Origin of the sequence: Sphingomonas sp. Leaf198, from assembly GCF_001424005.1 — a bacterium.
GTDB lineage: Bacteria > Pseudomonadota > Alphaproteobacteria > Sphingomonadales > Sphingomonadaceae > Sphingomonas.
The window spans coordinates 15182-38904 of the sequence record NZ_LMPX01000005.1 but is presented as its reverse complement, the minus strand read 5'-3'; the positions used below and the strand labels follow the sequence as shown (position 1 = coordinate 38904).

Sequence of the window (23723 nt, the reverse complement as noted above, 5' to 3'; positions counted from 1 at the left end):
TCGAACGTGACCCATTCGACTATATCCCGCAGCTGCGATTGGTGACACTGGAGTGAAGATAATGCGTGTTATGCACTCGGCGCGGGTCGTTCGACCCGGCCTTGCCTTGCTGGTGATGACGGCCATGAGTGCCTGTGCGACGCTGCCACGCAACGGGCCGACCGGCAGCCAGATCACGCATGACGCGACCAAGGCGAACGATATCGGCTATCAACTCGTCGACATCGCGCCCGGCAATATCGCGGCGTTGTCGACGGTGGACGTGCCGAGCGGTGCGCTGGCCACGCTGGCGGCCGATGGCTTCGTCGACACGTTGGGGCCGGGCGACGTCTTGTCGGTCGAAATCTACGAGGTCGGTGTTTCGCTGTTCGGTGGCCGGGCGAGCATCGCCGGGGGCGGTGGCATGGCAGGCGGCGATGCGCCGTCGGCGAGTGGGCAGGCGCTCGGTCAAGGCGGCCTCACCGTCGATCGCAACGGCAATATCACGATACCCTATGTCGGGACGATCCAGGTCACCGGGCTGACGCTCGCGCAGGTCCAGCAACGGATCCTCGCCGGCCTGCGCGGCAAGTCGCAAAGCCCGCAGGTGATTGTCTCGCTGCGCAGCAACGTCGCGAACACCGTGGTCGTGATGGGCGCTGTCACCACCCCGCGTCGGGTACCGTTGACGCTGGCGCGCGAGCGGTTGCTGGATGTGATCGCGGATACGGGGGGCATTTCGCGTGCGGCGCAATCCGGTTCGTCGACCGCGACCGGTACCGGCACGCAGGATTCGATCGTACGTTTTACGCGCAACGGTCGCACCGTGGAACAACCGCTTGATTCCATCGTGTCGGGGTCGCCGGACGATCTTGTGCTGCTCGGCGGGGACCGGATCGAGCTGATCCGGCAGCCGCGTACCTTCACCGTCTTCGGGGCAATCGACCGGATATCGCAGGTTCCCTTCGAAAGCCGGACGCTGACGCTGGCAGAGGCGTTGGCGCGTGCCGGCGGACCGAACGACGGTCGCGCCGATCCCCGCTCGGTGTTCGTCTTCCGCCTCCCGGCCGGGGCGGCAGCGCTTGAGGCGAAGCAGCCGGGCGCAGCACCCGCGACGGTCAGGCCGATCATCTACCGGATCGATATGCTGCGCGCCCAGAACTACTTCCTGGCGCAGCAATTTGCGATGCGCGACAAGGACGTGGTGTATATCGCCAACGCTTCCGCCAACCAGCCGCTGAAGCTGGTCCAGGCACTGGGCCAGCTCTTCTCGCCGGTCATCGCCGTCCAGAACGCGACGCGTTGATACCATGGTTGATACCATGATCGGTGCGCTGCGGCGCACCGATCATGGCTCTACAGGACAGGCGCAGGCCCGCGGACCCGTCGCAATCTGACATTGCGTACAAGGCGTTCTGGCGCGAGAAACCGCAGACGGGCGAGTGATCGCGCGCGCAGCCCGACACGCGCTCATAGTGGTGCACAGGATCAGATCTGGCCGCTCGAAACGATCGCGCCGCGTATGCTGGCCACGCGGCGCGGCCTTCCGCTCCGTATGGGGCGTGCCGAATTGCGCCGAATTTGAACGGTGTCGCCCTGCCACGCGGGGGCCTTGCAATCGGTCATCGGCGAGACGGCCACCGACAGCCCTAGCGTCAAGCTTTTCAAGTTCCGACACCAAGGGGGCCGTCACGGTTCTACCGCCCGATCGACATGATCATCCGGTCGGCGCAAATCATCGCGCCGACCGGACCCATTCGGGTTACGCCGCGTGTTCGCGGACACCCGCGGTGATCAACCAGCCGATCCCGTAGATCAGCAGGAGCGCGAGAAACGCGGTCAGGACGATCTTGGTACGCTGCGGATACAGCGCGCGGACCGGTAGATTGGCATCGACCACGGGCACGACATACAGCTGTTGCCGACGGGCGTCGTCCTGCGCACGCTGCAACGCCGCGGATGCGAGCTCGAACCGCTTGCCCGCCAGTTCCTGACGGATCTTTATATTTTCGTACGCACCCATGCCGGCTGCGACGTTGCCTGGCCCTTGCGACAATTTGGCGGTCTCCGCGCCGACCTGGCGGGAGAGCGCCGCAACGCGCTGGCGGGTAGCGACCAATTGCGGGCTGTTGGGGGAGAGAACCGCGGCCATCGACGATTCCTGGGCTCGGGCAACCGCAAGCTGGCCTTGAAGCTCGGATACCATGCTGGTCCGCGTGGCACCCGTCACCTGCGGGTTGAAATCGCGCTCGTCACGCCGAAAGCGTGTGATTTGACCCTGGACCTGGGCGAGGTTGGTCTCGGCTTCACTCACCTGGCGCTGCGACATGGCGACAGCATTGGCATAGTTGCGGCGATTGAGCGTGTTTACACGCTTCTCGCCCAGTTGGATCAGTTCGCGGACGATCCGGTAGGAATCCTCGGGTCGAAAGCTGCGCACCTTCAGCGTCGTAATCCCCGTCTCGGTGCTAACCTCGACCTCGGCCTTGCCCTCGAAATATTTCTGGAGCTGTTCGGGAGTAGGATCCGCGTACCACAGGCGCGAAACGATATCGGCCTCGGGGCGACGGAAACGTTCGGTCAGACCGATCCGCGACTGCAAGGCATCGACCGCATCGTGCGACTTCAGATAGTCGGCAACCAGCAAGGCATCCCGCTCGGACGAAGCCCCTCCCACCAGGCTCAATGCCTGGCCCAGCCCGCTGGGCGCGGCGGGTTGGGTATCAGATGTACGCACGACGAAATGCGCTTCGGACACGTACTGATCGGCAGCGACCAGATAATAATAGGCGGCGATCAGCAACGTGGGAACGAGAACGATCAGGCACCAGTTGCGATGTGCGCGCAACCAGCCAAGCAGCGCACCGCCGCGCCGTGGTTGGTCCATTGAAGAGGCGTTATCCAAGTCTAGTTACCTTAGTGAAGATGAATGCGACGCCGCGTCACCCGGATCGACACCAATCCAGCATATGTCAGCACGAGGCAAAATCCGACGATATAAGGAATATCGACGTACGTGTCTTTCGCGGCACTGAATTGGCCATAGCGAAGCAACTCGAAGACCGTGGTCAGCGGGAACCATGTCAGCCACGTCCGATACGGCTCGGGGATCCACGCCAATTGGTAGAAGGCGCCGGATAGCGGCATCAGGATGTATGTAATGGGGTGGACGAATCGTGCGACCAGCCGATTGTCGTGCGTCCAGGCGCAGATCAGCAAGGAGACCGCAAACGAGAACCAGAATATCAGGATGATCCCGATCAGCAGTTCCAGCGGGCGTGCCGGCAGCGATGCAAGGTTTATGATCATGACGAAGCCGATCAATACGACGTACGTGACGATCGTGCCCGCTCCTTCCAGCAACGCGCGCGCGAACATCATGTCGAAGATCGTGACGCGACGATGATACAGCAGCGGCATGTTCGCTTCCAGCGCACCGTCGGCGCGCGTGACCATGCCGCGAAACATGATGAAAAGCGTATAGCCGAGAATGGCAAAGGGGATCGGGTTGATGCCTGTCCCGTGCGACGATCCCCCACCGACATGCAGCAAGGCGACCGCGCCCGCCAACGTCATCGGCTCGAGGAAAATCCACAGATACCCGATATTCTCGCGACCGTAGCGGGTATGGAGTTCGCGCATCAGCAGCGCGCCGATCACATCCCCCTGAACCTTCAACCCGCGCCAGAAGCCGCGATCTCCGGTCGAGCCAGAGGTGTCCGAAATCATCGTCATGCCCGGATATCCAGCTGGGGGAAGGGCGACGTGCGCGGCGCATATGATGCCGAGACGCACCGCGCCCTCGCGCAACGCGTCTTGGGGTAGCGATGCAATGCGCCCCGCAAACCACGCGCGGCCCACGCACCACAGACGGAAAGCGTGTCAGCCAAGTCTAGCCTGCCCAACAGAGTTGCACGTTCGGGATACTGTCCATGGGCGCGCAATATCAGCAAATTGCGGTAGGGAAAGGGCACTTCCGTCGTTATCGCTTCGGTCGCAGGCGTTCGACACCTTGCGATCAGGCGTCGCAGCGACAGAGTGTGGCAGCGACAGGGCGTGGCAGATACGGAAAGATCGCAACGTGGTTGCCCTATCCTCACCGTGAATGCCACGCCGATCGAAATAGGTCCTGCCCTGTAGCAGGTGGCGTTCGGCCTTTTGGACGCGAGAGGGGCACAAGCTACTGCACGCCAGATGCGGGAACGGGCGTTCCCATTTCGAAAACCGCTCCGATATTTTTGCTGCATCGGGCCGCGTGACGGTACCATTTTACCGGGTAATGGTCGCCTTATGGTCCGACCTGCCATATGGCGACCCACATGAATCAGTCTTCCGTTCTGTCGAGTATCGTGTCTCGCCTTCATCGTCGATCGACCGCCGAGGCGGGCATCCGTCTGTTCCATCTCGATCATCTGCAAAGCCAGTCGCGGCAGCGTAACGAGGCGGTGATCCGTCAGCTCTGCGCCAACGCCTATCTTGGCGACAACCGCTCGCTGTGCCGGGTGCTGGGTCGGTACAAGATGATCGTCGACACGACCGACGTCGGCCTGTCGAGCCATCTGTTGCTCGACGGCTATTGGGAGATGTGGCTCACCGAACTGCTCGCGACGCTGATCAAGCCGGGCATGAAGGTCGTCGATGTCGGCGCCAACCTCGGCTATTTCACCTTGCTGATGGCAGATCTGGTGGGGCCGACCGGCCATGTCCATGCGTTCGAGCCGAACACCGATCTGGCGCGACGGATGACGCAGAGCATCGCCATCAACGGCTTCCACGATGTCGCCACGGTGTACGAGCAGGCGTTGGCCGATGACGAAACCGACGTCGTGCTGGTGGTGCCGACCGACGAACCCAAGAACGGCCATCTGCTGCCCGCGGATCATCCGGTCTCGGACGATCAGGCGACCGAGACCCGCCTGATGCGGACCTGTCGGCTGGACAGCTTTGCCGCGCTGCGCGACGCCGATCTTATCAAGATCGACGCCGATACGTCCGAACTGGCGATCTGGCGCGGGATGGCGGGGATCCTGCAGGCGGCGCGGCCGCTGACGATCGTCCTCGAATTCGCGCGGATGCGGTACGACGATCCAGGGGCATTCATCGACCAGATCGTCGCGGACGGTTTCACGCTGGCGGAAATCACGCTGGAGGCCGGTATCCAGCCGACCACCCGCGCGGCGATCCTCGCGGCGCCCCCGACCGAAGACGTCATGCTGCTGCTGGTGCGCTGAACCGAACGGATATGATGCCAATACCGCCAGACGGCGTGGCATCAGGCGACGCGATGTGGAAAGGATGGAATTGGCGAGTGGGCAGGACTGGTCTGCCGAAGTCGGTCTTGGGGATATGTCTTTGCGAAACGGATGGATGAAAATGGTCGTGACGACCCAGCGGCATCTACCGCTGCCGATGGCGTGTCTTCTGCTTTTGGCGGGGTGTGGTGGCGATTCCTCGACAGCAACGCCCTCCCCTTTGCCAACTCCGACACCGGTCCCAACGCCTACGCCTACTCCGGCCCCAACCCCTACTCCGGCCCCAACTCCTACGCCGTCTACATATCAGCCCGTATTCGACTTCACGCGTGATCGCAGTTTTGCAGGACTGGTCACGGCGAGCACGACGCAGACCATTCCCGCGCGGCTCACCTATGGTATTTTCGATTCCGGGACGATCGCGTACACCGCCGCGACGCGTGCGATCACGGCGTTCGGCACGACCATCGTACCGGGCATGACGGGGGCTACGCTCGCGCAGACGGCCGACAGCCTGGTCTACAGCTATCTGGTCGGTACTTCCCCCGCGACACTCACCGTGTATCGCGGGTCCGCGGATACGACGTATGTCGGCTATGTGCGCGACGACGAGCAGGTGAAGCCATTGGGCCTGGCCAACTTCGCGCTGATCGGCGCACCGACCTCCATCAGCGAGTTGCCCACCACCGGGACGAGCACGTATCGATTGACCGTAGCGCAGATCGGCACGTCGGCTGCCGGGCAGGCGCTGGTCGTCGATGCGGCAACCCGGCGTATCACCGGTACCGTCGCCATCACGCTGACCGGGGGGAGTTCGACAATCAACGTCGTGTTCCAGGGGACTGTCGATCCGCAGACCGGCCGTCTCGCCGGTACTGCGGTGACGGCGGATGGTGCCTATGCAGGGGCCTTTCAGGGGCGACTATACGGGCCGGCTGGCGCCGAGATCGGGATGATTTTCGATCTGGCCGATCGCAGTGGCAACGATCTGCCTGGTATCCTTGTCGGGCGGACCGGATAACGCGGTACCGGGGATCCGGGGTTCGGGATCCCCGGCTTGGCATCCCACGCTTGGCATTCCAGATCGGGCGCGCGGAGATGGATATGCCGATGATCCCGCACCGATCCCGGCGCGGTCGCCGATCGAAGAGTGTACCGCTGCAGGTTGAACAAGAAACGTAGACCCCTATGGGGTGTCCGGCTTGGACGGCACAAACGGCTATGGTAGCACCGCCGCTTTCCGATGGAGTATTGAATGCACGAGCTTGTCTGGGTCGCTGGCCATAACGGCATGGTAGGCAGTGCCGTTACGCGGGCGCTCAGAGCACAGGGGCGGCGTGTGCTCACTGTCGACCGTGCCGATCTCGATCTTACCAATCAGCGCGACGTGCGCGACTGGGTTCAGCAGAACCAGCCTTCTTCGATCATCTTCTGTGCGGCCAAGGTCGGCGGGATCATGGCCAACGACACGCTGCCTGCGGACTTTTTGTACGACAATCTGTGCATCCAGGTGAACACGATCAACGCCGCGCATCTTGCGGCGGTCAACAATCTGGTCTTCCTCGGATCGTCGTGCATCTATCCGAAATTCGCCGAACAGCCGATCAAGGAGGATAGTCTCCTGACCGGCAGCCTGGAACCGACCAATGAATGGTACGCGATCGCCAAGATCGCCGGGTTGAAGATGTGCCAGGCCTATATGCGGCAATATGGCCGCAACTACATTTCGGTGATGCCGTGCAATCTGTACGGCCCGGGCGACAATTTCGATCTCCGCAGCAGCCATGTCATGCCCGCGCTGATCCGCAAGATCGTCGATGCCAAGCGACAGGGAAACCCGACCGTTCAGGTCTGGGGTTCGGGCAAGCCGATGCGCGAGTTTCTGCATGTCGACGATCTGGCCGCGGGCGTAGTCTTCTGTCACGACAACTATACCGACTATGAGCACATCAATTGCGGCAGCGGGTCGGAAGTCACGATCCGCGAGCTGGCGGAGACGATCGCGTCGGTGGTCGGCTACGAGGGCGAGCTTGCGTTCGACACGAGCAAGCCCGACGGCACCCCTCGGAAAGTGATGGATTCGAGCCGCCTGCGCGCGCTCGGCTGGGCGCCCAGGATCGAGCTGGTCGACGGCATTCGCTCGACCGTTGCCGCGTTCCTGGAGGCGTCCCCGGCCGAGTAAGCCACGGCGTCGCGGTCGTGTAGCGGTCCCTTCGATTACGAGCCGCCTTCGATTACGAGCCCTTCGATTACGAGAATGTTGATGATAATCGAGCATGCCGTACCTGCAGACCAGGCGGCCGATCTGGTACGGCAATTATATCGTGCGTTTCTCGCTCGGGAACCGAGCGACGACGAAGTGGCGGTGCATAGCGGCAATCTGTGGAACGATGGCGCGATGGCGGCCGTATCGGGCATCGTCTATAGCCCGGAGGCGCTGGCCGTCCGGGCCCAGGCAGCCGAGCCGCCCCGGCCGAGCCTCCCAGAGGGAATGCTGGCGATCGGTCGAACCGACGTTGCCGAGGTGGTCGCGCATGCGCTCGAAGCGGCCAGACACGATGCCCCTTCGGCCTATGAGGTGGAGTTGCGTGTCGACGATGTCGAACGCGGGACCGCGCTCGCCGTGGTGCTTCGCGACGCCTTGCAGCCTCTCCAACCTGCTGAGGACTCGGTCGAGGACGAGGCCTCGATCGATCGCACGATCGAGATCATGTACCGGCTTGCGCTGGGGCGTATGCCCGGCCCGGCGGACCTGGAAAATTGGCGAGGTGCGGTCGGCAACGGCGGGCGTCTGTCGAACGTGGTTTTCGGCATCGGCGAGAGCGCCGAGGCCAAGCTGATCCGCGGCGCGCTCGACGTGGTGCCGGGGACAAAGGTCCAGCTTGCGTTCGAAATCGTGTTGGGGCGTGGTGCCGCGGCTGCCGAGGTGGATCATTTCCGCGGCATGGTCGACAAGCAGGGATTGGATATCTCGCCGCTGGTCTGGCAACTCTTCGGCGACGAAGCGCGCAAACGCCTGCTACCGCCGCAGCACGCCAACGATCCTCATCTCGCCTATGTATTCGGGTCGCGCGGGGCGGTGAACATCGCGGACTGGCGGACCAGCAAGGCGCTCCCGGGGATCAAGAAGAACCACGACGTCCTTGGTGCCGACAGCGCCATCCGCCTTCGCCCGACCGAGGACTGCGTCGTCAGCATCATCACGAGCCTTTATCGCGGCGGTGCGTTCATCCGTTCCTTCCTCGAAAACATGACCTCCCAGACGATCTTCAGGACGCATTGCGAACTGATCATCATCGATGCCAATTCTCCCGAGGGCGAGCAGGCGATCATCGAGGAATTCTGTCGGGACTACCCCAACATCATCTACAAACGGATGGATGCGCGCGTCAGTATCTACGAAGCCTGGAATATCGGCGTCGGACTGGCGCGGGGGCGGTACCTTACCAATGCCAATGTCGACGATATCCGCCGCACCGACTCGTTCGAAATACAGGCCGCCGTTCTCGATTCGCTCGATTTCGTCGACGTCACCTACCAGGATGTTCTCTATTCCTTCGAACCTCGGATGCCGTTCGACGAGATTGCGAAACGCGACTTCTGCAGCGACCTGCCGGTCGTCAGCCGGTACAATCTGATGGAGTTCAACAGTCCCCACAACGCGCCGATGTGGCGCGCTGCGCTGCACCGCGACGTCGGCCTGTTCAACCAGTCGCTGCAGTCTGCGGCCGACTTCGAGTTCTGGTTGCGCTGTCTGGTGGCCGGAAAGATCTTCTACAAGGTGAACGAGGCCCATGCCGCCTATTTCGTCAATCCCGACGGCATGTCCACGCGCCCGGACACGCGCGGTGCGATCGAAGCCTATGCGGTTTCGCGCGAACTCTATCGCAAGATCGTCTCGCCCATGCTGGTGATCTCCGACGACGAGTTTCTCGCCAGAGTCGATGAGATCGACGCGGCGCCGCTGCGGAAAGGGCGTCGGTACGACATCGTCCAGTCCGCGCTGCTAGCGCTGGGCACGCGGCGCGAAGGAGCGGTGGCATGAAGCTTCTTGTCGACGGCGTGTTCTTCCAGTTGGCGAGTTCGGGCATCGCCCGCGTCTGGCAAGCGGTGCTGCCTGCGCTAGCCGCGATCGATGGTCTCGACGTGCTGGTGCTCGACCGCGGCGGGATGCCCACGCTCGAGGGTGTGACGCGGATCCCGTTTCCCACCTACAAGGATCTCTACACCGCGGACGACAGCGAACTGATCCAACGCATCTGCGATTTCTACGCGATCGATGTCTTCACATCGACCTATTACACGACACCGCTGTCGACGCCGATGGTCCTCGTCGTCTACGACATGATCCCCGAACTGTTCGAGTTCGACCTGAAGCACCGTCATTGGCAGGAGAAGGCCGTCGCGATCGCCTATGCCAGGCGGCACATCGCAATTTCGCGGAGCACGCGCGAGGATTTGCTGACCTGCTATCCGACGCTTGATCAGGTCGACGTCGCGCATCCGGGTTTCAACCACGCGGTGTTCCACCCGGTCGACGAGGAGCGGGTCGCGGCATTCCGGCAGCGGGTCGGTTTCGACCAACGCCCCTATCTGGTTACGGTCGGTTCGCGCGAGCAGCATCTCAACTACAAGAACGGGGCTTTGCTGTTCGATACGATGGCCACCTTCGGGATCGATGCCTTCGACATCCTGTGCATCGGTGGCGAGCCGACGATCGCTCCTGAAAAACTGGCGGCATTGCCGCCAGCCGTGAAGGCCGAGCGGATTCAATTGTCCGACGATGATCTGGCGGCTGCGCTGTCGGGTGCAGCAGGCTTGATCTACCCTTCGCTGTACGAGGGCTTCGGCCTGCCTGTTCTCGAGGCGATGGCCTGCGGATGCCCGGTCGTGACGACCGCGCGCGGATCGCTGTCCGAGGTGACGGGGAATGCCTGCGTGATCATCGACGGCGCTTCGCGGTCGGAGATGGCGGCCGCACTCGGAAAACTGATGTCGCAGTCGGTGCGGAACGATCTGCGCCGCGCCGGGCTGGAGCGGGCGGCGCTATTCGACTGGTCGGCTCTGGTCTCGACGATCGCGGACGCGGCGCGCGAGACAGCCAAGCTCGGTCAACAGGCCGACTACCTCGCTTTTGCCGAGACATGGCAATCGCTGCGCCGGCTTCAGGCGGCGGTCGACGTCAATACATGGGCACCGACGGCGTGACCGTGGCCGAAGACGCGGGTGCGCGCGTCGCTGCGGTCGACATGGTGTTGCAGGGATGGATCAACGTCAGCCGGGTGAGCATGGCAATGCCCGATGGCGCCTTGGTCGAGCGTCACGTCGAGGATCATGGGCCTGGTGTGGCGGTACTGCCCTATGATGGTGAGCGCCGGACCGCGTTGCTCATCTCCCAGCCGCGCGCAGCCGTGATGCTCAGCGGGGGCGCCCCCGTACTCGAGGCGATCGCAGGTCGGCTCGACGCGGCCGATCCCGCCACGCGCGTGCGTGCGGAAGCGATGGAGGAGGCGGGCGTCGAACTCGAATCGCTGGAGCATGTCGTCTGTCTATGGACGATGCCGTCGATCTCGACCGAACGGCTGGATCTATTCCTTGCCCCCTATACTATGGCGGACCGAACCGGCCGAGGTGGCGGGTGCGACGATGAGCACGAGAACATCATGGTGCATGAACTCCCGCTGGCGCGACTGGCTCAAGACGCCGATAACGGGCGACTGCTCGACGCCAAGACACTGATCCTCGTTCAGGCGCTACGCCTTCGTCGGCCGGACCTGTTCGCTTGAAGCAGGCCTATGTGGCGCTTGCCCACCGCTTGCGTTTGCTGATGCAAGCGCAGGCCCCCTTGCCGCAATCGCATTTCGACGAACCGGTCGAAACCGCTGACGACGGGCACGCACCCCATGCGCCCGAGATAGGCCTGCGACGCTTCCTGATCGTCACGCCCGTCTTCAATGCCGAGGCGTTCATCGACGAGGCGGTCGCTTCGGTCCTGCGACAGGGCGTCCCCGGATATTCGCTTCATTATCACGTGCAGGACGGGGGCTCGACCGACGGTACGGTGGACAAGCTGCACGCGTGGGACCGACGATTGCGTGAGGGCCTCTACATCCCCCATGCGGGCAATATCGTCTTCAGCTTCGAGTCCGAGCGAGATGGCGGGATGTACGATGCGTTGCAGCGCGGGTTTGCGCGACTGGCACCGCAAGACACTGACATCCTGACCTGGATCAACAGCGACGACGGCTTGGCGCAAGGCGCGCTGGTGACCGTGGGCGGCGTTTTCGAAGACATACCGGGGTGCGAATTCCTCAGCGGCCGGACCGCCTTGCTCAACGAGGCTGGCGCGGTGATCGTGCTGGCACCGGCACTTCCCTACGCGCGCAAGGCGTTGGCCGACGGCCTTCACGATGGCCGCACGCTATCCTTCCTGATGCAGGAGGGGACGTTTTTTTCGGGGCGGGTCTGGAACGCGGTAGGGGGCGTCGATCCGGCGTTTCGTCTGGCCGGCGACTGGGATCTCTGGCGCCGCATGGCGCGCGTTGCCGGGCACAGTACGGTCGACTCGTTGACGGGGTTTCACCGTCGTCGCCTCGGGCAGTTGTCGGGCGACATGGACGCCTATCGCCGCGAGATCGACACGGCTGCGGCCTTGCCGGACACCACCGAACTGAGTGTGCTCGGCACGATCGTCACGTTCGACCAAGCGAGCGCACGGTGGATCGAGACCGCCTACGACCCCGCAATGCTCACGGCACCCGCACTCCTGCGCGACGGTCGCCCGGAGATCAGTGCGGTCTGTCGTCCGGTGACGGGGTTCGCCGCACCGGAAGGACCCTATCCGCAATATCAGCTCCCGGGCGGTATTCGCTGGATCGATGGTTGCCGGGCCGAGATCGCGATACGCGTGCGGGCGAGCGGTCGCTATCGGCTTCGCCTGACGCTTCGCGCGAGCCGCAAGGATATCGTCATCGGTCTCGGCATCGGCGTGCGCGAACCGCAGCCGATTACGCTTGAGAATCCCATACCCCTCATCGATCAGGTGATCGAAACCGTGCGCTGGCTCGAGCCCGGTGAAAACAGCCTGTTCATCGACTGCAACGGGCCTCCCGATGCGCGCTCCGTATTGCTGATCCGGTGCGAAGCGACCAGCACCGACGAAGCGTTCCTGCGCCGACCGGTTCTTCCCCCTCCCCAGCCGATGCGGTCCGATCGTCCGGCGCTGGCGATCGCCGTCCTGTGCGACGACGACGAGCCCGATCTGCTCGACCTGAGCCTGACCGGCTGCGCCGCGGTTGCGCCGGTCGGCACGGCGATCTTCGTCGTCTGCGATCCACAAAGCGCGGTGCTGGACCGGGTCGTTCGTGCTCGGGACGCTGACATCGCCGGCTGCATCGATATCGCCGGTCCGCACATCGACATCGAGCTGTTGCGCCAGATGCTTCATGCCGCAGGCCATGACGAGGTTTTGATCCTGCGGCGCGGGTCTGTGATGACTCCGCGCGGCATCGACGCGGCATCCGCGCTGCTCGATGCGACCGGCGCCGGCGCTGCGGCGGGGTTCGTCGACGCGCGCGATTCGATGGGGGCCTCGTTGCACCTGTCCAGCATCCAGGGCGCGGCACCGGTCTTGTACCGCGCCACCGCTGAAACCGCCGTAGTACTCCGGCTCGGCTGTGCGCTTGCCCAGGCGGTCGCGCGGACGACCACGGTGTTCGATCCACCGGTGATATGGGTGCTCGACGGCGATCGGCCGCTGCTCGGGCGGACACCGGCCGCGCTGCTTGCGGCGGGGCTGGCGCTGCTCGGATATGACGTGCGCCACGTCGTCGTCGGCGCCGGTACCGTGCCGGCACTGCCGCCCGGTGCCTTGGTCATCGCGTCGCAAGGTCTCGCCGACCGCGCCGATGCAGCGTTGACGATCGCCAGCGATGGCGGAACGCTACGTCTCGTCCGGCATGCAGGCGAGGCGGTCGACCTGCCGCTGGCGGTGGATACCGATCTGCTTCTCCCGCGGCATCGGCGCGAGGCTCGCCAGCGTCTGGGCTTTGCCGCGGACGAGCGGATCGTCTGCATCGCCGAGGCATCCGCAGAGCAAACGGCGACCGCGATCGCGCGGGTCGCCGCGATGGTGGAGGGCCCGTCGCGGATCCTGAACTTCGGCCATAGTTCATCGTCCGAGACGCCCGGATGCGCGGTGCTTGCGCTGGGCACGATCGCCGACCCGCTGCTGCTGTCGTATCTGCTCAGCGCAGCGGACGCCGCGGTCGTCTCCGAACCGGGCGGCACGATGCTTGCCGGCGCAGCATGGGCGTGCGGCCTCATGGTCCTCGACCAGAGCGGTACTGTTCTGCGGCCCGACGATGAACTGGACGCTTTGGGAATCGCGACGCACGTGCAGCATGACACGGCGGACGATGCGTGCCGATTCCGCGACCTGATCGTGGCAACGCGTTCGCTGGTGGCGCTTGCCACCGCGATAGACGAGCGCTGCTCCGATTTTTCGGGTGTCGGCGGATCGTCGCCCCTGCATCTGCGCGGCGGAACCGTACGGGTGCGATCTTACCGGGACGCCGAGCAACCCGGCTGGTTCGATCCGATCGCCGGGTCTGCGACGATGGCGGTGCTGGGCGACGCACTGCCCTTCATCGCTGCGGATGGGGAAAAGGGCCTGTCGATCGGCGGACGCGATGCGGAGATTGTCGGCTGCCTCGATCATGCCGACATATCGGGGCTGCGAGTGCACGTTCGAGGAACGCCCGGCGACACATGGACCGTCCATGCGGGCGACAGCGCTGCGACGTTCTGCCTCGGCGAGTACGGTGCCGATACGGTATCGGTGGCCGGCCTATACGATGCTGGTCCGATCCGCGTCAGGTTCGAACGGCATGGTGACGTCGACGGCCCGCTTCTCCATGTGGTCGGATTGAGTGCGATCGGTCAGTCGGTGTCGACGACACCTGGCTGGGAAGAAACGAAGCTCGCGCTGGTGCCCGCCGCAGCTTGGCCGACGCCGACGCTGGAGTTCGACGGCGACTGGCAGCGCGTGGCGAACTTTCTGCCCGAAGAACCGGCGGTCCCGCAGGAAGGACTACACGCCCCCTTCCGATGGAGCCTGGGCGACACATGCCAGATCCGCGTGCGAACCGCGACTGGCGGACCTCGGACACTGCGTCTCGCCTTGGCCGCGGGCGTCCGCGATCAACGCGTGCGCCCGGTGATCGCAGGCCGGGCCTATGACTGGTGTGCACCGTTGGCGGGCCCGATCGGTCACGTCGAGCGTCGCGCATGGCTGGTGGACTGGCCGGTCGGGGATATCGATATAACGTTGGAAGTCAGCGACGTGTTGCGTCCGCCCGGGCAGGAACTTGGCTTCATTTTGTTTGAAGTCATGATAGATTCTGCCCCAGATCGTTCTGGTTTCTCGCTTGAGATTTAAGGTTGTGTTCGTTTCTCTACGCGAGATGCCGGGACTGTATTAGTTCAAGGGCGTATGTGTAGTTATGATCGTGTATAGAACATGCAAAAACTCGTATGGACTATAGTTCCATTATAAAAATGCCGACAGCCAGTGTCAGCAGTGAGTCATTTGTGTTTTCGGTCCACAAGGCAGGAAGCTCTCTGCTTTTTGGGATGTTGGAGGATGCCTGCGCTAGAGGCGCAATTCCAGCGATATCGATACCCGATATCTTGTTTATGGAAGGTATCGGCGATGATAATTGGCAGACGGACGATGATATTCGACCGATGTTCACGCCGGGCTACGTGTATTTCGGGTTTCGGAATTTTCCCGCTATCCTAGAAAACTACGCGCGACTTAGCGACGTTCCCAAGGTCTTTCTGATAAGAGATCCTAGAGACATACTGACATCACAATATTTTTCATTTGGCGGTAAGCATTTTTCTCACAGGCTTCCCAACAAGAATGCGGACTCCGTCGTAGATTACCACATGCGTGATAAGCATATGGAAATAGACGAGTATGTGATCGATCATGCAGAGGTCTTGTACGACAAGCTATGCTGCTACAGGGCGCGTATCTTCGACAAAAACCTGCTCATGGTTCGCTACGAAGATATATTCTTCGACAAGAGGCAGCTGCTTAGGGCTGTGATGGCACATCTCCGCATAGAGATAGACACAGAGATCATAGATGCCGTTGCAGTAGCCCACGATATTCGCCCGGTATTCGAAGATCCAACACGGCATATCCGTCGTGGAACGCCTGGCGACCACGCAAACAAGCTGCAGGCGGCCACGATAGAAAAGCTGACGGCAATGTTTCGCGAATTGATGCGCGATTTCGGTTATCAGCTTTAGGCGCGTATACGTCGTATATTGGCTGAATCCGCACGGTCTGGCTTAGTTGACCGGCAACAAATTACCGATCTTGTCAGTGTGTCCTATGTCGTGATCTCGATCTTTTCGACGATCACGTCGCCGATGATCGGTACGATCGTGATCCAAAGAGTCTTGGCCGTATTCGGCAGCGGGCAGGAGACGATCTCGGGCATGCCGGGCTGAACACGACACGCCCGATCCACACCATCCATCCCGACTTTGGCCGTGGCCTCGGCTCGGCCGGCCACGAAATGGATATGCAGCATGGCGCCTTGCGCGCCTGCCCAGTGGAACCACAGCGCGGCATCGTCTCCATCGATCCTGCATCCCGACAGGCCAGGTGATTGCCACGCCCGGCCATGCCGGAGCGCTTCGCCTTGCCATGCGTCCGTGACGGGTCGATCCGTCGTGTTCGCTTGGTGCGGCAGCGCCAGGGTCCATTGCCCTGCACCGGCAAGACAAGGCAGCGTATCCTGCACGCGCGACGAGACGCTCCCGGCCTTGGTGACGACATCCTGCGCTATCCCGCGCCATGTGCGCGGCACATAATCCTGATGGATCGCCGCTTCGGCGCTGTGTCGCGTCGGCGCGTGCAGGAGCGCCCGCACGGTCGTTGCGATATCGGCAGGATCGCTTGGATCGAAATACTGCGCGAAGCGTCCGCCGGCCTCGGGTAGCGACGACACGCGCGAGATCGCCGGAACCTTGCCGTAAGAGAGCGCTTCGGACACCGGCAGTCCCCACCCCTCGTAGAAGCTGGGGTACAGCGCGAACAGGCAATGCTCGTAGAGGGTGGCCAGGGTGTCGTCGGGTATCCCGTGCAGGATGAGGACCATGCGCCGCAGCGCTGGGCTGTCGCGCAGCATCTGATGCAGGTCTTCGTTGAGCCAGCCGCGACCACCGACGCAGACGAGCCGGGGAACGTGCGCTTCGCCCAGCGTATCGGCGAGCGCCAGCCATGCTTCGAACGCGGTCCGGTGGTTCTTGCGCGGCTCGAGTGTCGAGACGAGCAGTACGTAGCTGCCGGGTTCGAGGCCATGAGCGTGCAGCGACGCGGCATCGGCCGAGGCCTGGCGGAAGTCGCCGTCGAGACGGACGACCGGCACCGATTCCGGGGGGACAGGTGCTCGCCAGTCCGCGGAGACACGCACCAGATCCTGGCGTGTGGCCTCGGAAATCGCCAGGAACCCGTCGGCGGAATGGAGCAGCGATCCGAACCACGCCCGATAGTCGCGGACCAGCGATTGCATGAACCATTGCGGTCCGATCAGCGGGATCAGGTCGAACACCAACGGGACGTACACCACGCCATCGCGCGCGCGGACCATACGGACGTCGAGCAGATAATTCCGATCCGCCCACGACGTCCCCAAGTTCACCAACACGGTCGACGGGGAAAATCGCAGCGTACGGGCTACCGCGATTTCTCGATACATCCGGTCGAGCTGGCGGGTCCAAGCCGGGTCCTGGACGTCGTCGCTTTGCTTGGCCAGTCGGCAAAGCGTATCGAAATGCTCGCGCGACAATCTGATCCAACCTCGTCGCGCACTCGAATAGACGCAGAATACCGGCTGTGGATCGAACATCTGTTCGAGGCCCACCAGCGACACCTCGATCTGGACGCGTTGGATACCGGTGGGCAGGCGCCGCTGGCCGAAAAAGGCGAGCAGATCGGTGACGTCGAGTACCACCGCTCCTGGGGGCAGGTGGCCGGTATCGTTCGATATCCGGTCGTTCGGTTCTATGTCCAAAACGTCGAGCACGGCCGTCCACAAGGCCGGCTCGATATCGTCGCGATCAGGGAGAAGGCGCACGAGTTCGGAAACGGCCTGCAAGGTATTGCGGTCGCGCTGCAGGGCCGCGATGAAATAGCCTGCGGCATCGGCCGGTTGGCGCCATGCTTTCGCCAGATGGCCCAGCCGGAGGAGCGGTTCCGTGTCGTCCGGCCTGAGGCGCGCCGCTTCTTCATAGGCGCTCGTGGCCAAGTCGATCTCGCCGGCCTCTTTTTCCATATGGCCCAGCTGCACCCAGACATGCTGCAAATGGGGTTCGCGCGCCAAGGCCTGACGATAGGCCATCGCCGCGTTCCGCCACGCCTGATGTTCGCGGGCGGCATTTCCAGCGCGAATATGACGGGCTGTCGTTCGATGTACCCGGACACCGGCCGACCGCGGACTGAGCGGCAACTGCGCGGATACGCGGATCCACCACCGTTTGATTGATCGCATGGCGCCGGCCCTAGCGCGCCGGCCGGGATGCGGACAGAAGTTTTACGGTACAGGCGCGCGAAGAGGCTTGGCGCGACGTTCGGCACCTTGGAGCGATCGCACCACCATCGATTGGATAACCGAAATTTAACGAAGCTAAAATAACGGGAACCGAGTGGCGCGGCGAACCTGTGGCCCAAAAGCCACGCTTCGATTATTCTATGTTAGGCGGGGAACGTCCCGCCAGCGCCACGGTTTCAACGTCGTCTACCGTACCAATCAAGGATGTTTACATGCGTAAAATCGTTGCGCTCTGCGCGATCGCGGGCTTTGCGGCCGTTGCTACCCCGGCCCTCGCACAGGATGCGACGCCGGACACGACCCAGACCACAACCGATACCGGCCCGACCTCGTTCCGCGGTTTCCGCATCGAAGGTAACGCTGGTGGCGATCGCTTCCAGTCGCAGGGCCGCCACGACGACAAGTTCGGCTACGGCGCGAGCATCGGCTTCGACGGCCAGATCGGCGAGCGGATCGTGATCGGGCCGGAAGCGACCTACTGGCGTTCGAGCGGTTTCGGTGAAAACTGCACCGCCGGCGTTTCGGGCGGGTCGATCTGCCACAAGTCGTTCGAGGAATATGGCGTCGGCGTTCGCGCAGGCGTTCTGGTCGCACCGCAGCTCCTCGTGTTCGCCAAGGGCGGTTACGTCACCAACGAGCAGCGCAAGCGCTTCGACGCACCGGCTGGCCAGACGAGCTTCTACAACCACTTCAACACCGACGGCTATCAGGTCGGCGGTGGCGTCGAAGCCTCGATGGCGAACCGCTTCCAGGGCCCGCTCTCGGGTCTCTACGTCAACGCGCAGTATGTCTACTCGCAGTATGACGACCACACGTCGCGTCAGCGCGTGATGGGCGGCATCGGTATCCGCTTCAAGTAAGCGGTTGACGCCATCGGTGGTCTCGACCGCCGATGGCGTCGCTTTGCCGACAGGCAATCTGCCGCTAGGGACGATCTCCCTAGTGGCAGCCGTGGCATTCCTCGGTGAGCCACATTCCGACGTGGTCCTGCGTCGGGTTTCGAGGACAGTTACGTGCAATTTCCCTACCGGGCCTTTTGCTGGGTCGATCGCAAGATCGACGACCGTCGACCATGACCATGGTTGACCGCCCGCCCGCCCCCGCTCCGGACGACATTGCCGTGGCAACCCCCATATTAATCGACGTCAGCCGCTCGATCTGGCGCTACTGGTCCGGTCGGCTGCCGACCGGCATCGATCGCGTGTGCCTGGCGTATGTCGAGCATTTCGGTCCGCGTGCGCAGGCGGTCATCCAGTGGAAGCGACGCCGTATCGTGCTCACCGCGGCCAATTCGCGACGCCTGATGGCGCTGCTCGTCGCCCCCGGGCTTCCGTCCCGGCAGAAGCTGATCGCGGTACTGGGCAAGGCGATCCCGACCGCCTTCGCCAGCGCGCCGCAACGCGGCCAGTTCTATCTCAATATCGGCCATACCGGGCTGAACGACGACAGCCTGGTAAGCTGGATCGCCCACCATGGTCTGCGTGCGGTCCATCTGATCCACGATCTTATTCCGATCGAGACACCCGAATTCTGTCGGCCAGGCGAAGCCGGTCGGCACGTCCAGCGCATGACCAACGCCTTGCGCAGCGCAAGCGGGATCATCGGCAATTCTGAGGCCACGCTGACCGCGCTGCGCGACTTCGCCGCTCAGTATGGTCTCCCCTCCCCGCCTATGGTCGCCGCGTGGCTGGCCGGCGACGTGCTGCCGGCCGAGGTCGCGCCGACGCCCGCCGATCATCCCTATTTTGTGGTCGTCGGTACGATCGAGGGGCGCAAGAACCACCTGCTGCTGCTGCAGGTGTGGAAGCGGCTGGTCGAACGGCTTGGTGACGCGGCCCCGCGCCTGCTGCTGGTCGGGCAACGCGGTTGGGAGGCCGAGGGCGCGTTTGCCTTGCTCGACCGGAGCATCGCGCTGCAGGGCGTGGTGATCGAACGCGGTCGTTGCGACGACCACGAACTGGCGGGGCTGCTGAAAAGCGCGCGCGCGCTGTTGATGCCGTCGTTCGCCGAGGGCTTCGGCATGCCGGTGATCGAGGCGTTGCAGCTCGGTGCGCCGGTGATCGCATCCGACTTGGCCGTGTTCCGTGAGATCGCGGACACGATCCCGACGTTCATCCCGGTCCACGACGCGGGAGAATGGGAGCGCACGATCCTCGATTTCTGTGGTCCCTCCCCCGAGCGCGCGCGGCAGGTCGCGGCGATGCGCGCATACCGGGCACCAAGCTGGGAGGGCCATTTCGCGATCGTCGAACGCTGGCTGGAAACCCTCCCGGCCCAATAATATCCCGATAAGATCCCCGATAAGGTCAGAGCATCGGTGTCGCCTTGACCACTGCGTCGATCGCCATCAACTGACGCAGCAACGGCTCCATGTCATCCAGCGGCCAGGCATTCGGGCCATCCGAAAGTGCCTGATCGGGATCGGGATGCGTTTCGATGAACAGGCCGGCGACGCCGGCACCGACTGCGGCGCGCGCCAGGACGGGCACGAACTCGCGCTGGCCGCCCGATCGATCGCCCTGCCCGCCCGGCAACTGCACCGAATGGGTCGCGTCGAACACCACCGGGCATCCGGTGTCGCGCATGATCGCCAGGCTGCGCATGTCCGATACCAGATTGTTGTAGCCAAACGTCGCGCCGCGTTCGCACACCGTGAAGCTGTCGGGATCGCAGCCCGCCTCGGTCGCGGCACGTCGCGCCTTGTCGATGACGTTCGTCATGTCGCCCGGCGCCATGAACTGCGCCTTCTTGATGTTGACCGGCTTGCCGCAGGCCGCGACCGCCGCGATGAAGTCGGTCTGGCGCGCGAGGAACGCGGGCGTCTGGAGCATGTCCACCACCTCCGCGACCGCCGCGACCTGCTCGGCGGTATGGACGTCGGTGAGAACCGGTACGCCGATTTCGGAGCGCACCTTGGCGAGGATCCGCAGGCCTTCGTCCATTCCGGGCCCGCGGAACGACAGTCCGGAACTGCGGTTGGCCTTGTCGAACGAACTCTTATAGATCAGCAGGATGCCCAGCCGGTCCGCGATACGTTTCAGCGTCTCGGCGGTCGACAGCGCAAGCGCTTCGTTTTCGATCGCGCATGGACCCGCGATCAGGAACAAAGGTTCCGTCGACCCCACCGCCTTGCCGCATAATTGCATCTATCTTAACCCTTCGTCATTCGATGACCGCCGCAATTATCGGTATCAAACCGACATCGTTACGGCTGACCGCGAGAACTGTAAAAACTGGATCACCCGTCACACTTGCAGTATGGGCCGCGCGACGGCTCCCGGCCGTCGTGTATCTTTTAAGGGACGGATTCGCCATATGCGATATGACGAGCCCCTCCGGCGAGGTGACGAGTTGCAGTCCATGGAAATGCGTAAAGTCGGCGACGCCGCGCTGGTATCGGCGTTGAAGACGGTTCGGATCGAACAGGAAGCGCTCAACATTCTCGCGATCGCGCTGGAGAATTCAGCACTCCGCGATGCGTTCAAGCTGTCGGTCGCAGCGATCGCGGCGACCTCCGGCCGGCTGATCGTCAGCGGGATGGGCAAGAGCGGGATCATCGGCCGCAAGATCGCCGCGACGATGACCTCGACGGGCACGCCGTCGCTGTTCATCCATCCGGGCGAAGCCAGCCACGGCGATCTGGGGATGATCACCCCGAGCGATATCGTGCTCGCGATCACCTGGTCGGGCGAGACCGCCGAGCTCGGCGACATCATCGCCTATTGCCACCGGTTCAACATCACGCTGATCGTCGCGACCGCCAAGGCGAACAGCACCGCGGGCAAGGCCGCGCATATCTGTCTGGTCCTGCCGCATGTCCGCGAGGCGTGCCCGAACGAACTCGCACCGACCTCGTCGACCACGCTGCAGGCGGTCTTGGGCGATGCGCTGGCGATCGCGCTGATTGAGCAGCGCGGCTTTTCGAAATCCGATTTCCTGTCGCTGCACCCGGGCGGTCAGTTGGGGGCCAAGCTCGTCACTGTCGAGCAGTTGATGGGCCGTGGCGAAGAGGTGCCCGTGGTCCGGCTCGGTGCGTCGCTGATGGATGCGACCTTCGAGATGAGCCGCAAGCGTTATGGCTCGACTGCGGTCGTCGATGCCGATGGCAATCTGGTCGGCGCGTTTACCGATGGCGATCTGCGGCGCAGTTTCGCGACCCAGCATCTGCAGGATCCGATCGAGGCGCATATGACGCCGACCCCGCTCGCCGTGCCGCCAACGACGCTGTCGACCGAAGCGCTGCGGACGATGAATGCCAACGCCGTCATGGTCCTGTTCGTGTGCGACGGCACCCGGCTGATCGGCGTGCTGCACGTCCACGACCTGTTGCGGGCTGGCGTCGTCTGACTCCCGTTCATCCTGGCGTCCAGCCACCTAAAGACCTGATCGTCGTTCCGGCGCGATACGGCTCGACGCGGTTGCCAGGCAAGCCGCTGCTCCGGATTGCGGGCCGAACGCTGCTGGAGCGCGTCGTCCAGGTCGCGCGCACCGCCGCGACGATCGCCGGCGGTTGCGACGTGGTCGTGGCGACCGACGACGACCGCATCGCGGCACATGCGCAATCGCTCGGTTGCGATGCGGTGATGACCGCACGCGACATCCGGTCGGGTTCGGGGCGTGCCTGCGCCGCGGCGGGGGGGCGTGACGTGCGGCCGCATATCATCGTCAACCTCCAGGGCGATGCGCCGTTCATTCCGGCCGACATGGTCGCCGCGCTGATCGCGGCCGCGCGGGAAAGCCCGGCCGCTTGCGTCACGCCGGTGGTCCAGCTCGACTGGCCCGCGCTCGACGCGATGCGCGCGCACAAGGCGCGGTCGCCGTTCAGCGGTACGACCTGCGCCCGCGACGCCCAGGGCAAGGCGTTCTGGTTCTCGAAGACGATCATCCCCGCGATTCGCGACGAAGACCGTCTCCGTGCGGAAAGCCCGCTGTCGCCGGTGTTCCGTCATCTCGGACTCTATGCCTATCGAATCGAGGCGCTCGAGCGTTTCGAGGCGATGCCCCCGACCCGCTATGAGCGATTGGAAGGGCTCGAACAGCTGCGTTTCCTCGAGATGGGGCTCGATATCCAGACGCTTGCGGTCGCGCCGCCCACGCACGCCATGTCGGGGATCGACACGCCCGAGGACGTCGCGCTTGCCGAGGACCTGATCCGGCGCTTCGGCGACCCTTACGCGTCGTGACCCGAACGTTCGTCATCGTCCGCCACGGCAATACCTTTGCCGACCACGAAGCCCCGCGCCGGATCGGCGCGAGAACCGACCTGCCGCTCGTCGCCAGCGGTCACGAGCAGGCGCGTCGGCTGGGAGGCTATTTCGCCGAACAGGGGTATCGCTTCGACACCATCCTCTGTTCACCGCTCCTGCGGACGCGCGAGACCGCGGAGGCGATCCGCGGCGCGTTCGACGATGCGCCGACCGTCATCCCCGCGCCGCTGCTCGCCGAGATCGATCACGGGCCGGACGAGGATCGGATCGAGAGCGAGGTGATCGCGCGGATCGGCAGCGACGCGCTGGCCGCATGGGAAACGCACGGCGTCGCGCCCCCCGGGTGGGTCGTCGATGCCGCAGCGCGGCTGGCGGGGTGGCGTGCCCTGTTTGCGGAACAGGCGTTTGCGGAACAGGTGGGAAGCACGACCTTGCTCGTCACGAGCAACGGCGCCGCGCGGTTCGCGTTGCTCGCCGACGCTGTACTGATGACGCAGGCACGTGCGCTCCCCAGCTTGAAATTGCGGACCGGCGCGTTCGGGATCATCCAGAGCAGCGATGCCGGTTTGCAGTGCGTCGCCTGGGATCGGCGCCCGTAAACCGCCTATGATCGATCCTGCTCGACCAGCATGCTTGCGTCCGTCGATCTCCTCGGA

Annotated in this window: 18 protein-coding genes; 14 read left to right on the top strand and 4 right to left on the bottom strand. The window is 63.7% G+C overall.

The window, feature by feature from the left end; genetic code table 11:
- The first annotated feature begins 61 nt into the window (after window positions 1-61).
- A complete protein-coding gene (locus tag ASG20_RS18070) occupies window positions 62-1285 on the top strand; it encodes a polysaccharide biosynthesis/export family protein (RefSeq protein ID WP_231420916.1) in 1224 nt (407 codons plus the stop codon).
- A 456-nt stretch (window positions 1286-1741) separates the two neighbouring features.
- On the opposite strand, the gene ASG20_RS18065 is transcribed toward ASG20_RS18070, so the two are convergent.
- Together ASG20_RS18065 and ASG20_RS18060 are read right to left on the bottom strand one after the other, a co-directional pair.
- Window positions 1742-2866, bottom strand: coding sequence for a lipopolysaccharide biosynthesis protein (locus ASG20_RS18065; protein WP_056056138.1), 1125 nt, complete (start codon window positions 2864-2866; stop codon window positions 1742-1744).
- A gap of 29 nt (window positions 2867-2895) precedes the next feature.
- Window positions 2896-3714: an ABC transporter permease gene (locus tag ASG20_RS18060; RefSeq protein ID WP_231420915.1), complete on the bottom strand. Its 819-nt coding sequence runs from the start codon at window positions 3712-3714 to the stop codon at window positions 2896-2898.
- Window positions 3715-4298: 584 nt separating this feature from the next.
- On the opposite strand from ASG20_RS18060, the gene ASG20_RS18055 reads away from it, so the two are divergent.
- From ASG20_RS18055 to ASG20_RS18020, 8 genes are all read left to right on the top strand, one after another.
- Entirely contained in the window at window positions 4299-5210 is a 912-nt protein-coding gene (locus tag ASG20_RS18055; protein ID WP_082471073.1) for an FkbM family methyltransferase, read from the top strand.
- Between the two features lie 241 nt (window positions 5211-5451).
- Window positions 5452-6252, top strand: coding sequence for a hypothetical protein (locus tag ASG20_RS19815; protein ID WP_201780750.1), 801 nt, complete (start codon window positions 5452-5454; stop codon window positions 6250-6252).
- Between the two features lie 234 nt (window positions 6253-6486).
- Window positions 6487-7413 (top strand): GDP-L-fucose synthase family protein, encoded by a 927-nt coding sequence (locus tag ASG20_RS18045; protein WP_056056134.1) that lies wholly within the window; start codon window positions 6487-6489, stop codon window positions 7411-7413.
- Window positions 7414-7494: 81 nt separating this feature from the next.
- Window positions 7495-9276: a glycosyltransferase gene (locus ASG20_RS18040; RefSeq protein ID WP_168371643.1), complete on the top strand. Its 1782-nt coding sequence runs from the start codon at window positions 7495-7497 to the stop codon at window positions 9274-9276.
- Window positions 9273-10439, top strand: a complete 1167-nt coding sequence (locus ASG20_RS18035; protein ID WP_056056129.1) for a glycosyltransferase family 4 protein — start codon at window positions 9273-9275, stop codon at window positions 10437-10439. Before ASG20_RS18040 ends, ASG20_RS18035 begins: the two co-directional genes overlap by 4 nt.
- Window positions 10421-11017, top strand: coding sequence for an NUDIX hydrolase (locus ASG20_RS18030; RefSeq protein ID WP_056056127.1), 597 nt, complete (start codon window positions 10421-10423; stop codon window positions 11015-11017). The genes ASG20_RS18035 and ASG20_RS18030 overlap by 19 nt, the downstream gene beginning before the upstream one ends.
- On the top strand, window positions 11014-14670 hold the full coding sequence (locus ASG20_RS18025) for a glycosyltransferase (RefSeq protein ID WP_056056126.1): 3657 nt from the start codon (window positions 11014-11016) through the stop codon (window positions 14668-14670). Before ASG20_RS18030 ends, ASG20_RS18025 begins: the two co-directional genes overlap by 4 nt.
- A gap of 95 nt (window positions 14671-14765) precedes the next feature.
- Window positions 14766-15551, top strand: a complete 786-nt coding sequence (locus ASG20_RS18020) for a sulfotransferase domain-containing protein (protein ID WP_082471072.1) — start codon at window positions 14766-14768, stop codon at window positions 15549-15551.
- A gap of 83 nt (window positions 15552-15634) precedes the next feature.
- Here the strand turns inward: ASG20_RS18020 and ASG20_RS18015 are convergent, their stop codons facing one another.
- Window positions 15635-17632, bottom strand: a complete 1998-nt coding sequence (locus tag ASG20_RS18015) for a glycosyltransferase family 4 protein (RefSeq protein WP_168371642.1) — start codon at window positions 17630-17632, stop codon at window positions 15635-15637.
- A 440-nt stretch (window positions 17633-18072) separates the two neighbouring features.
- Between ASG20_RS18015 and ASG20_RS18010 the strand changes: the two genes are divergently transcribed.
- On the top strand, window positions 18073-18720 hold the full coding sequence (locus ASG20_RS18010) for an outer membrane protein (RefSeq protein WP_056056120.1): 648 nt from the start codon (window positions 18073-18075) through the stop codon (window positions 18718-18720).
- Between the two features lie 212 nt (window positions 18721-18932).
- Window positions 18933-20141, top strand: a complete 1209-nt coding sequence (locus tag ASG20_RS18005; protein WP_231420914.1) for a glycosyltransferase family 4 protein — start codon at window positions 18933-18935, stop codon at window positions 20139-20141.
- A 25-nt stretch (window positions 20142-20166) separates the two neighbouring features.
- Here the strand turns inward: ASG20_RS18005 and kdsA are convergent, their stop codons facing one another.
- The gene (kdsA, locus tag ASG20_RS18000) at window positions 20167-21006 is read right to left on the bottom strand and encodes a 3-deoxy-8-phosphooctulonate synthase (RefSeq protein ID WP_056056119.1); all 840 of its coding nucleotides are present in this window, start codon (window positions 21004-21006) and stop codon (window positions 20167-20169) included.
- A 214-nt stretch (window positions 21007-21220) separates the two neighbouring features.
- Between kdsA and ASG20_RS17995 the strand changes: the two genes are divergently transcribed.
- The 3 genes from ASG20_RS17995 to ASG20_RS17985 are packed head-to-tail and all read left to right on the top strand — an operon-like array spanning window position 21221 to window position 23666.
- Window positions 21221-22207, top strand: coding sequence for a KpsF/GutQ family sugar-phosphate isomerase (locus tag ASG20_RS17995; RefSeq protein WP_056056117.1), 987 nt, complete (start codon window positions 21221-21223; stop codon window positions 22205-22207).
- Between the two features lie 38 nt (window positions 22208-22245).
- Entirely contained in the window at window positions 22246-23043 is a 798-nt protein-coding gene (locus tag ASG20_RS17990; RefSeq protein WP_056056278.1) for a 3-deoxy-manno-octulosonate cytidylyltransferase, read from the top strand.
- Window positions 23040-23666 (top strand): histidine phosphatase family protein, encoded by a 627-nt coding sequence (locus ASG20_RS17985; protein ID WP_056056115.1) that lies wholly within the window; start codon window positions 23040-23042, stop codon window positions 23664-23666. Before ASG20_RS17990 ends, ASG20_RS17985 begins: the two co-directional genes overlap by 4 nt.
- Window positions 23667-23723 lie beyond the last annotated feature (57 nt).

Excerpts from the sequence above, each read along its gene's own strand:
- ASG20_RS18045 (WP_056056134.1), top strand. The coding sequence starts at position 6,487 with ATGCACGAGCTTGTCTGGGTCGCTGGCCATAACGGCATGGTAGGCAGT.
- ASG20_RS18065 (WP_056056138.1), bottom strand. The coding sequence starts at position 2,866 with ATGGACCAACCACGGCGCGGCGGTGCGCTGCTTGGCTGGTTGCGCGCA.
- ASG20_RS18070 (WP_231420916.1), top strand. The coding sequence starts at position 62 with ATGCGTGTTATGCACTCGGCGCGGGTCGTTCGACCCGGCCTTGCCTTG.
- ASG20_RS18030 (WP_056056127.1), top strand. The coding sequence starts at position 10,421 with ATGGGCACCGACGGCGTGACCGTGGCCGAAGACGCGGGTGCGCGCGTC.
- ASG20_RS18060 (WP_231420915.1), bottom strand. The coding sequence starts at position 3,714 with ATGACGATGATTTCGGACACCTCTGGCTCGACCGGAGATCGCGGCTTC.
- kdsA (WP_056056119.1), bottom strand. The coding sequence starts at position 21,006 with ATGCAATTATGCGGCAAGGCGGTGGGGTCGACGGAACCTTTGTTCCTG.
- ASG20_RS18055 (WP_082471073.1), top strand. The coding sequence starts at position 4,299 with ATGAATCAGTCTTCCGTTCTGTCGAGTATCGTGTCTCGCCTTCATCGT.
- ASG20_RS18020 (WP_082471072.1), top strand. The coding sequence starts at position 14,766 with ATGGACTATAGTTCCATTATAAAAATGCCGACAGCCAGTGTCAGCAGT.
- ASG20_RS18035 (WP_056056129.1), top strand. The coding sequence starts at position 9,273 with ATGAAGCTTCTTGTCGACGGCGTGTTCTTCCAGTTGGCGAGTTCGGGC.
- ASG20_RS18005 (WP_231420914.1), top strand. The coding sequence starts at position 18,933 with ATGACCATGGTTGACCGCCCGCCCGCCCCCGCTCCGGACGACATTGCC.
- ASG20_RS17995 (WP_056056117.1), top strand. The coding sequence starts at position 21,221 with ATGGAAATGCGTAAAGTCGGCGACGCCGCGCTGGTATCGGCGTTGAAG.
- ASG20_RS18010 (WP_056056120.1), top strand. The coding sequence starts at position 18,073 with ATGCGTAAAATCGTTGCGCTCTGCGCGATCGCGGGCTTTGCGGCCGTT.
- ASG20_RS18040 (WP_168371643.1), top strand. The coding sequence starts at position 7,495 with ATGATAATCGAGCATGCCGTACCTGCAGACCAGGCGGCCGATCTGGTA.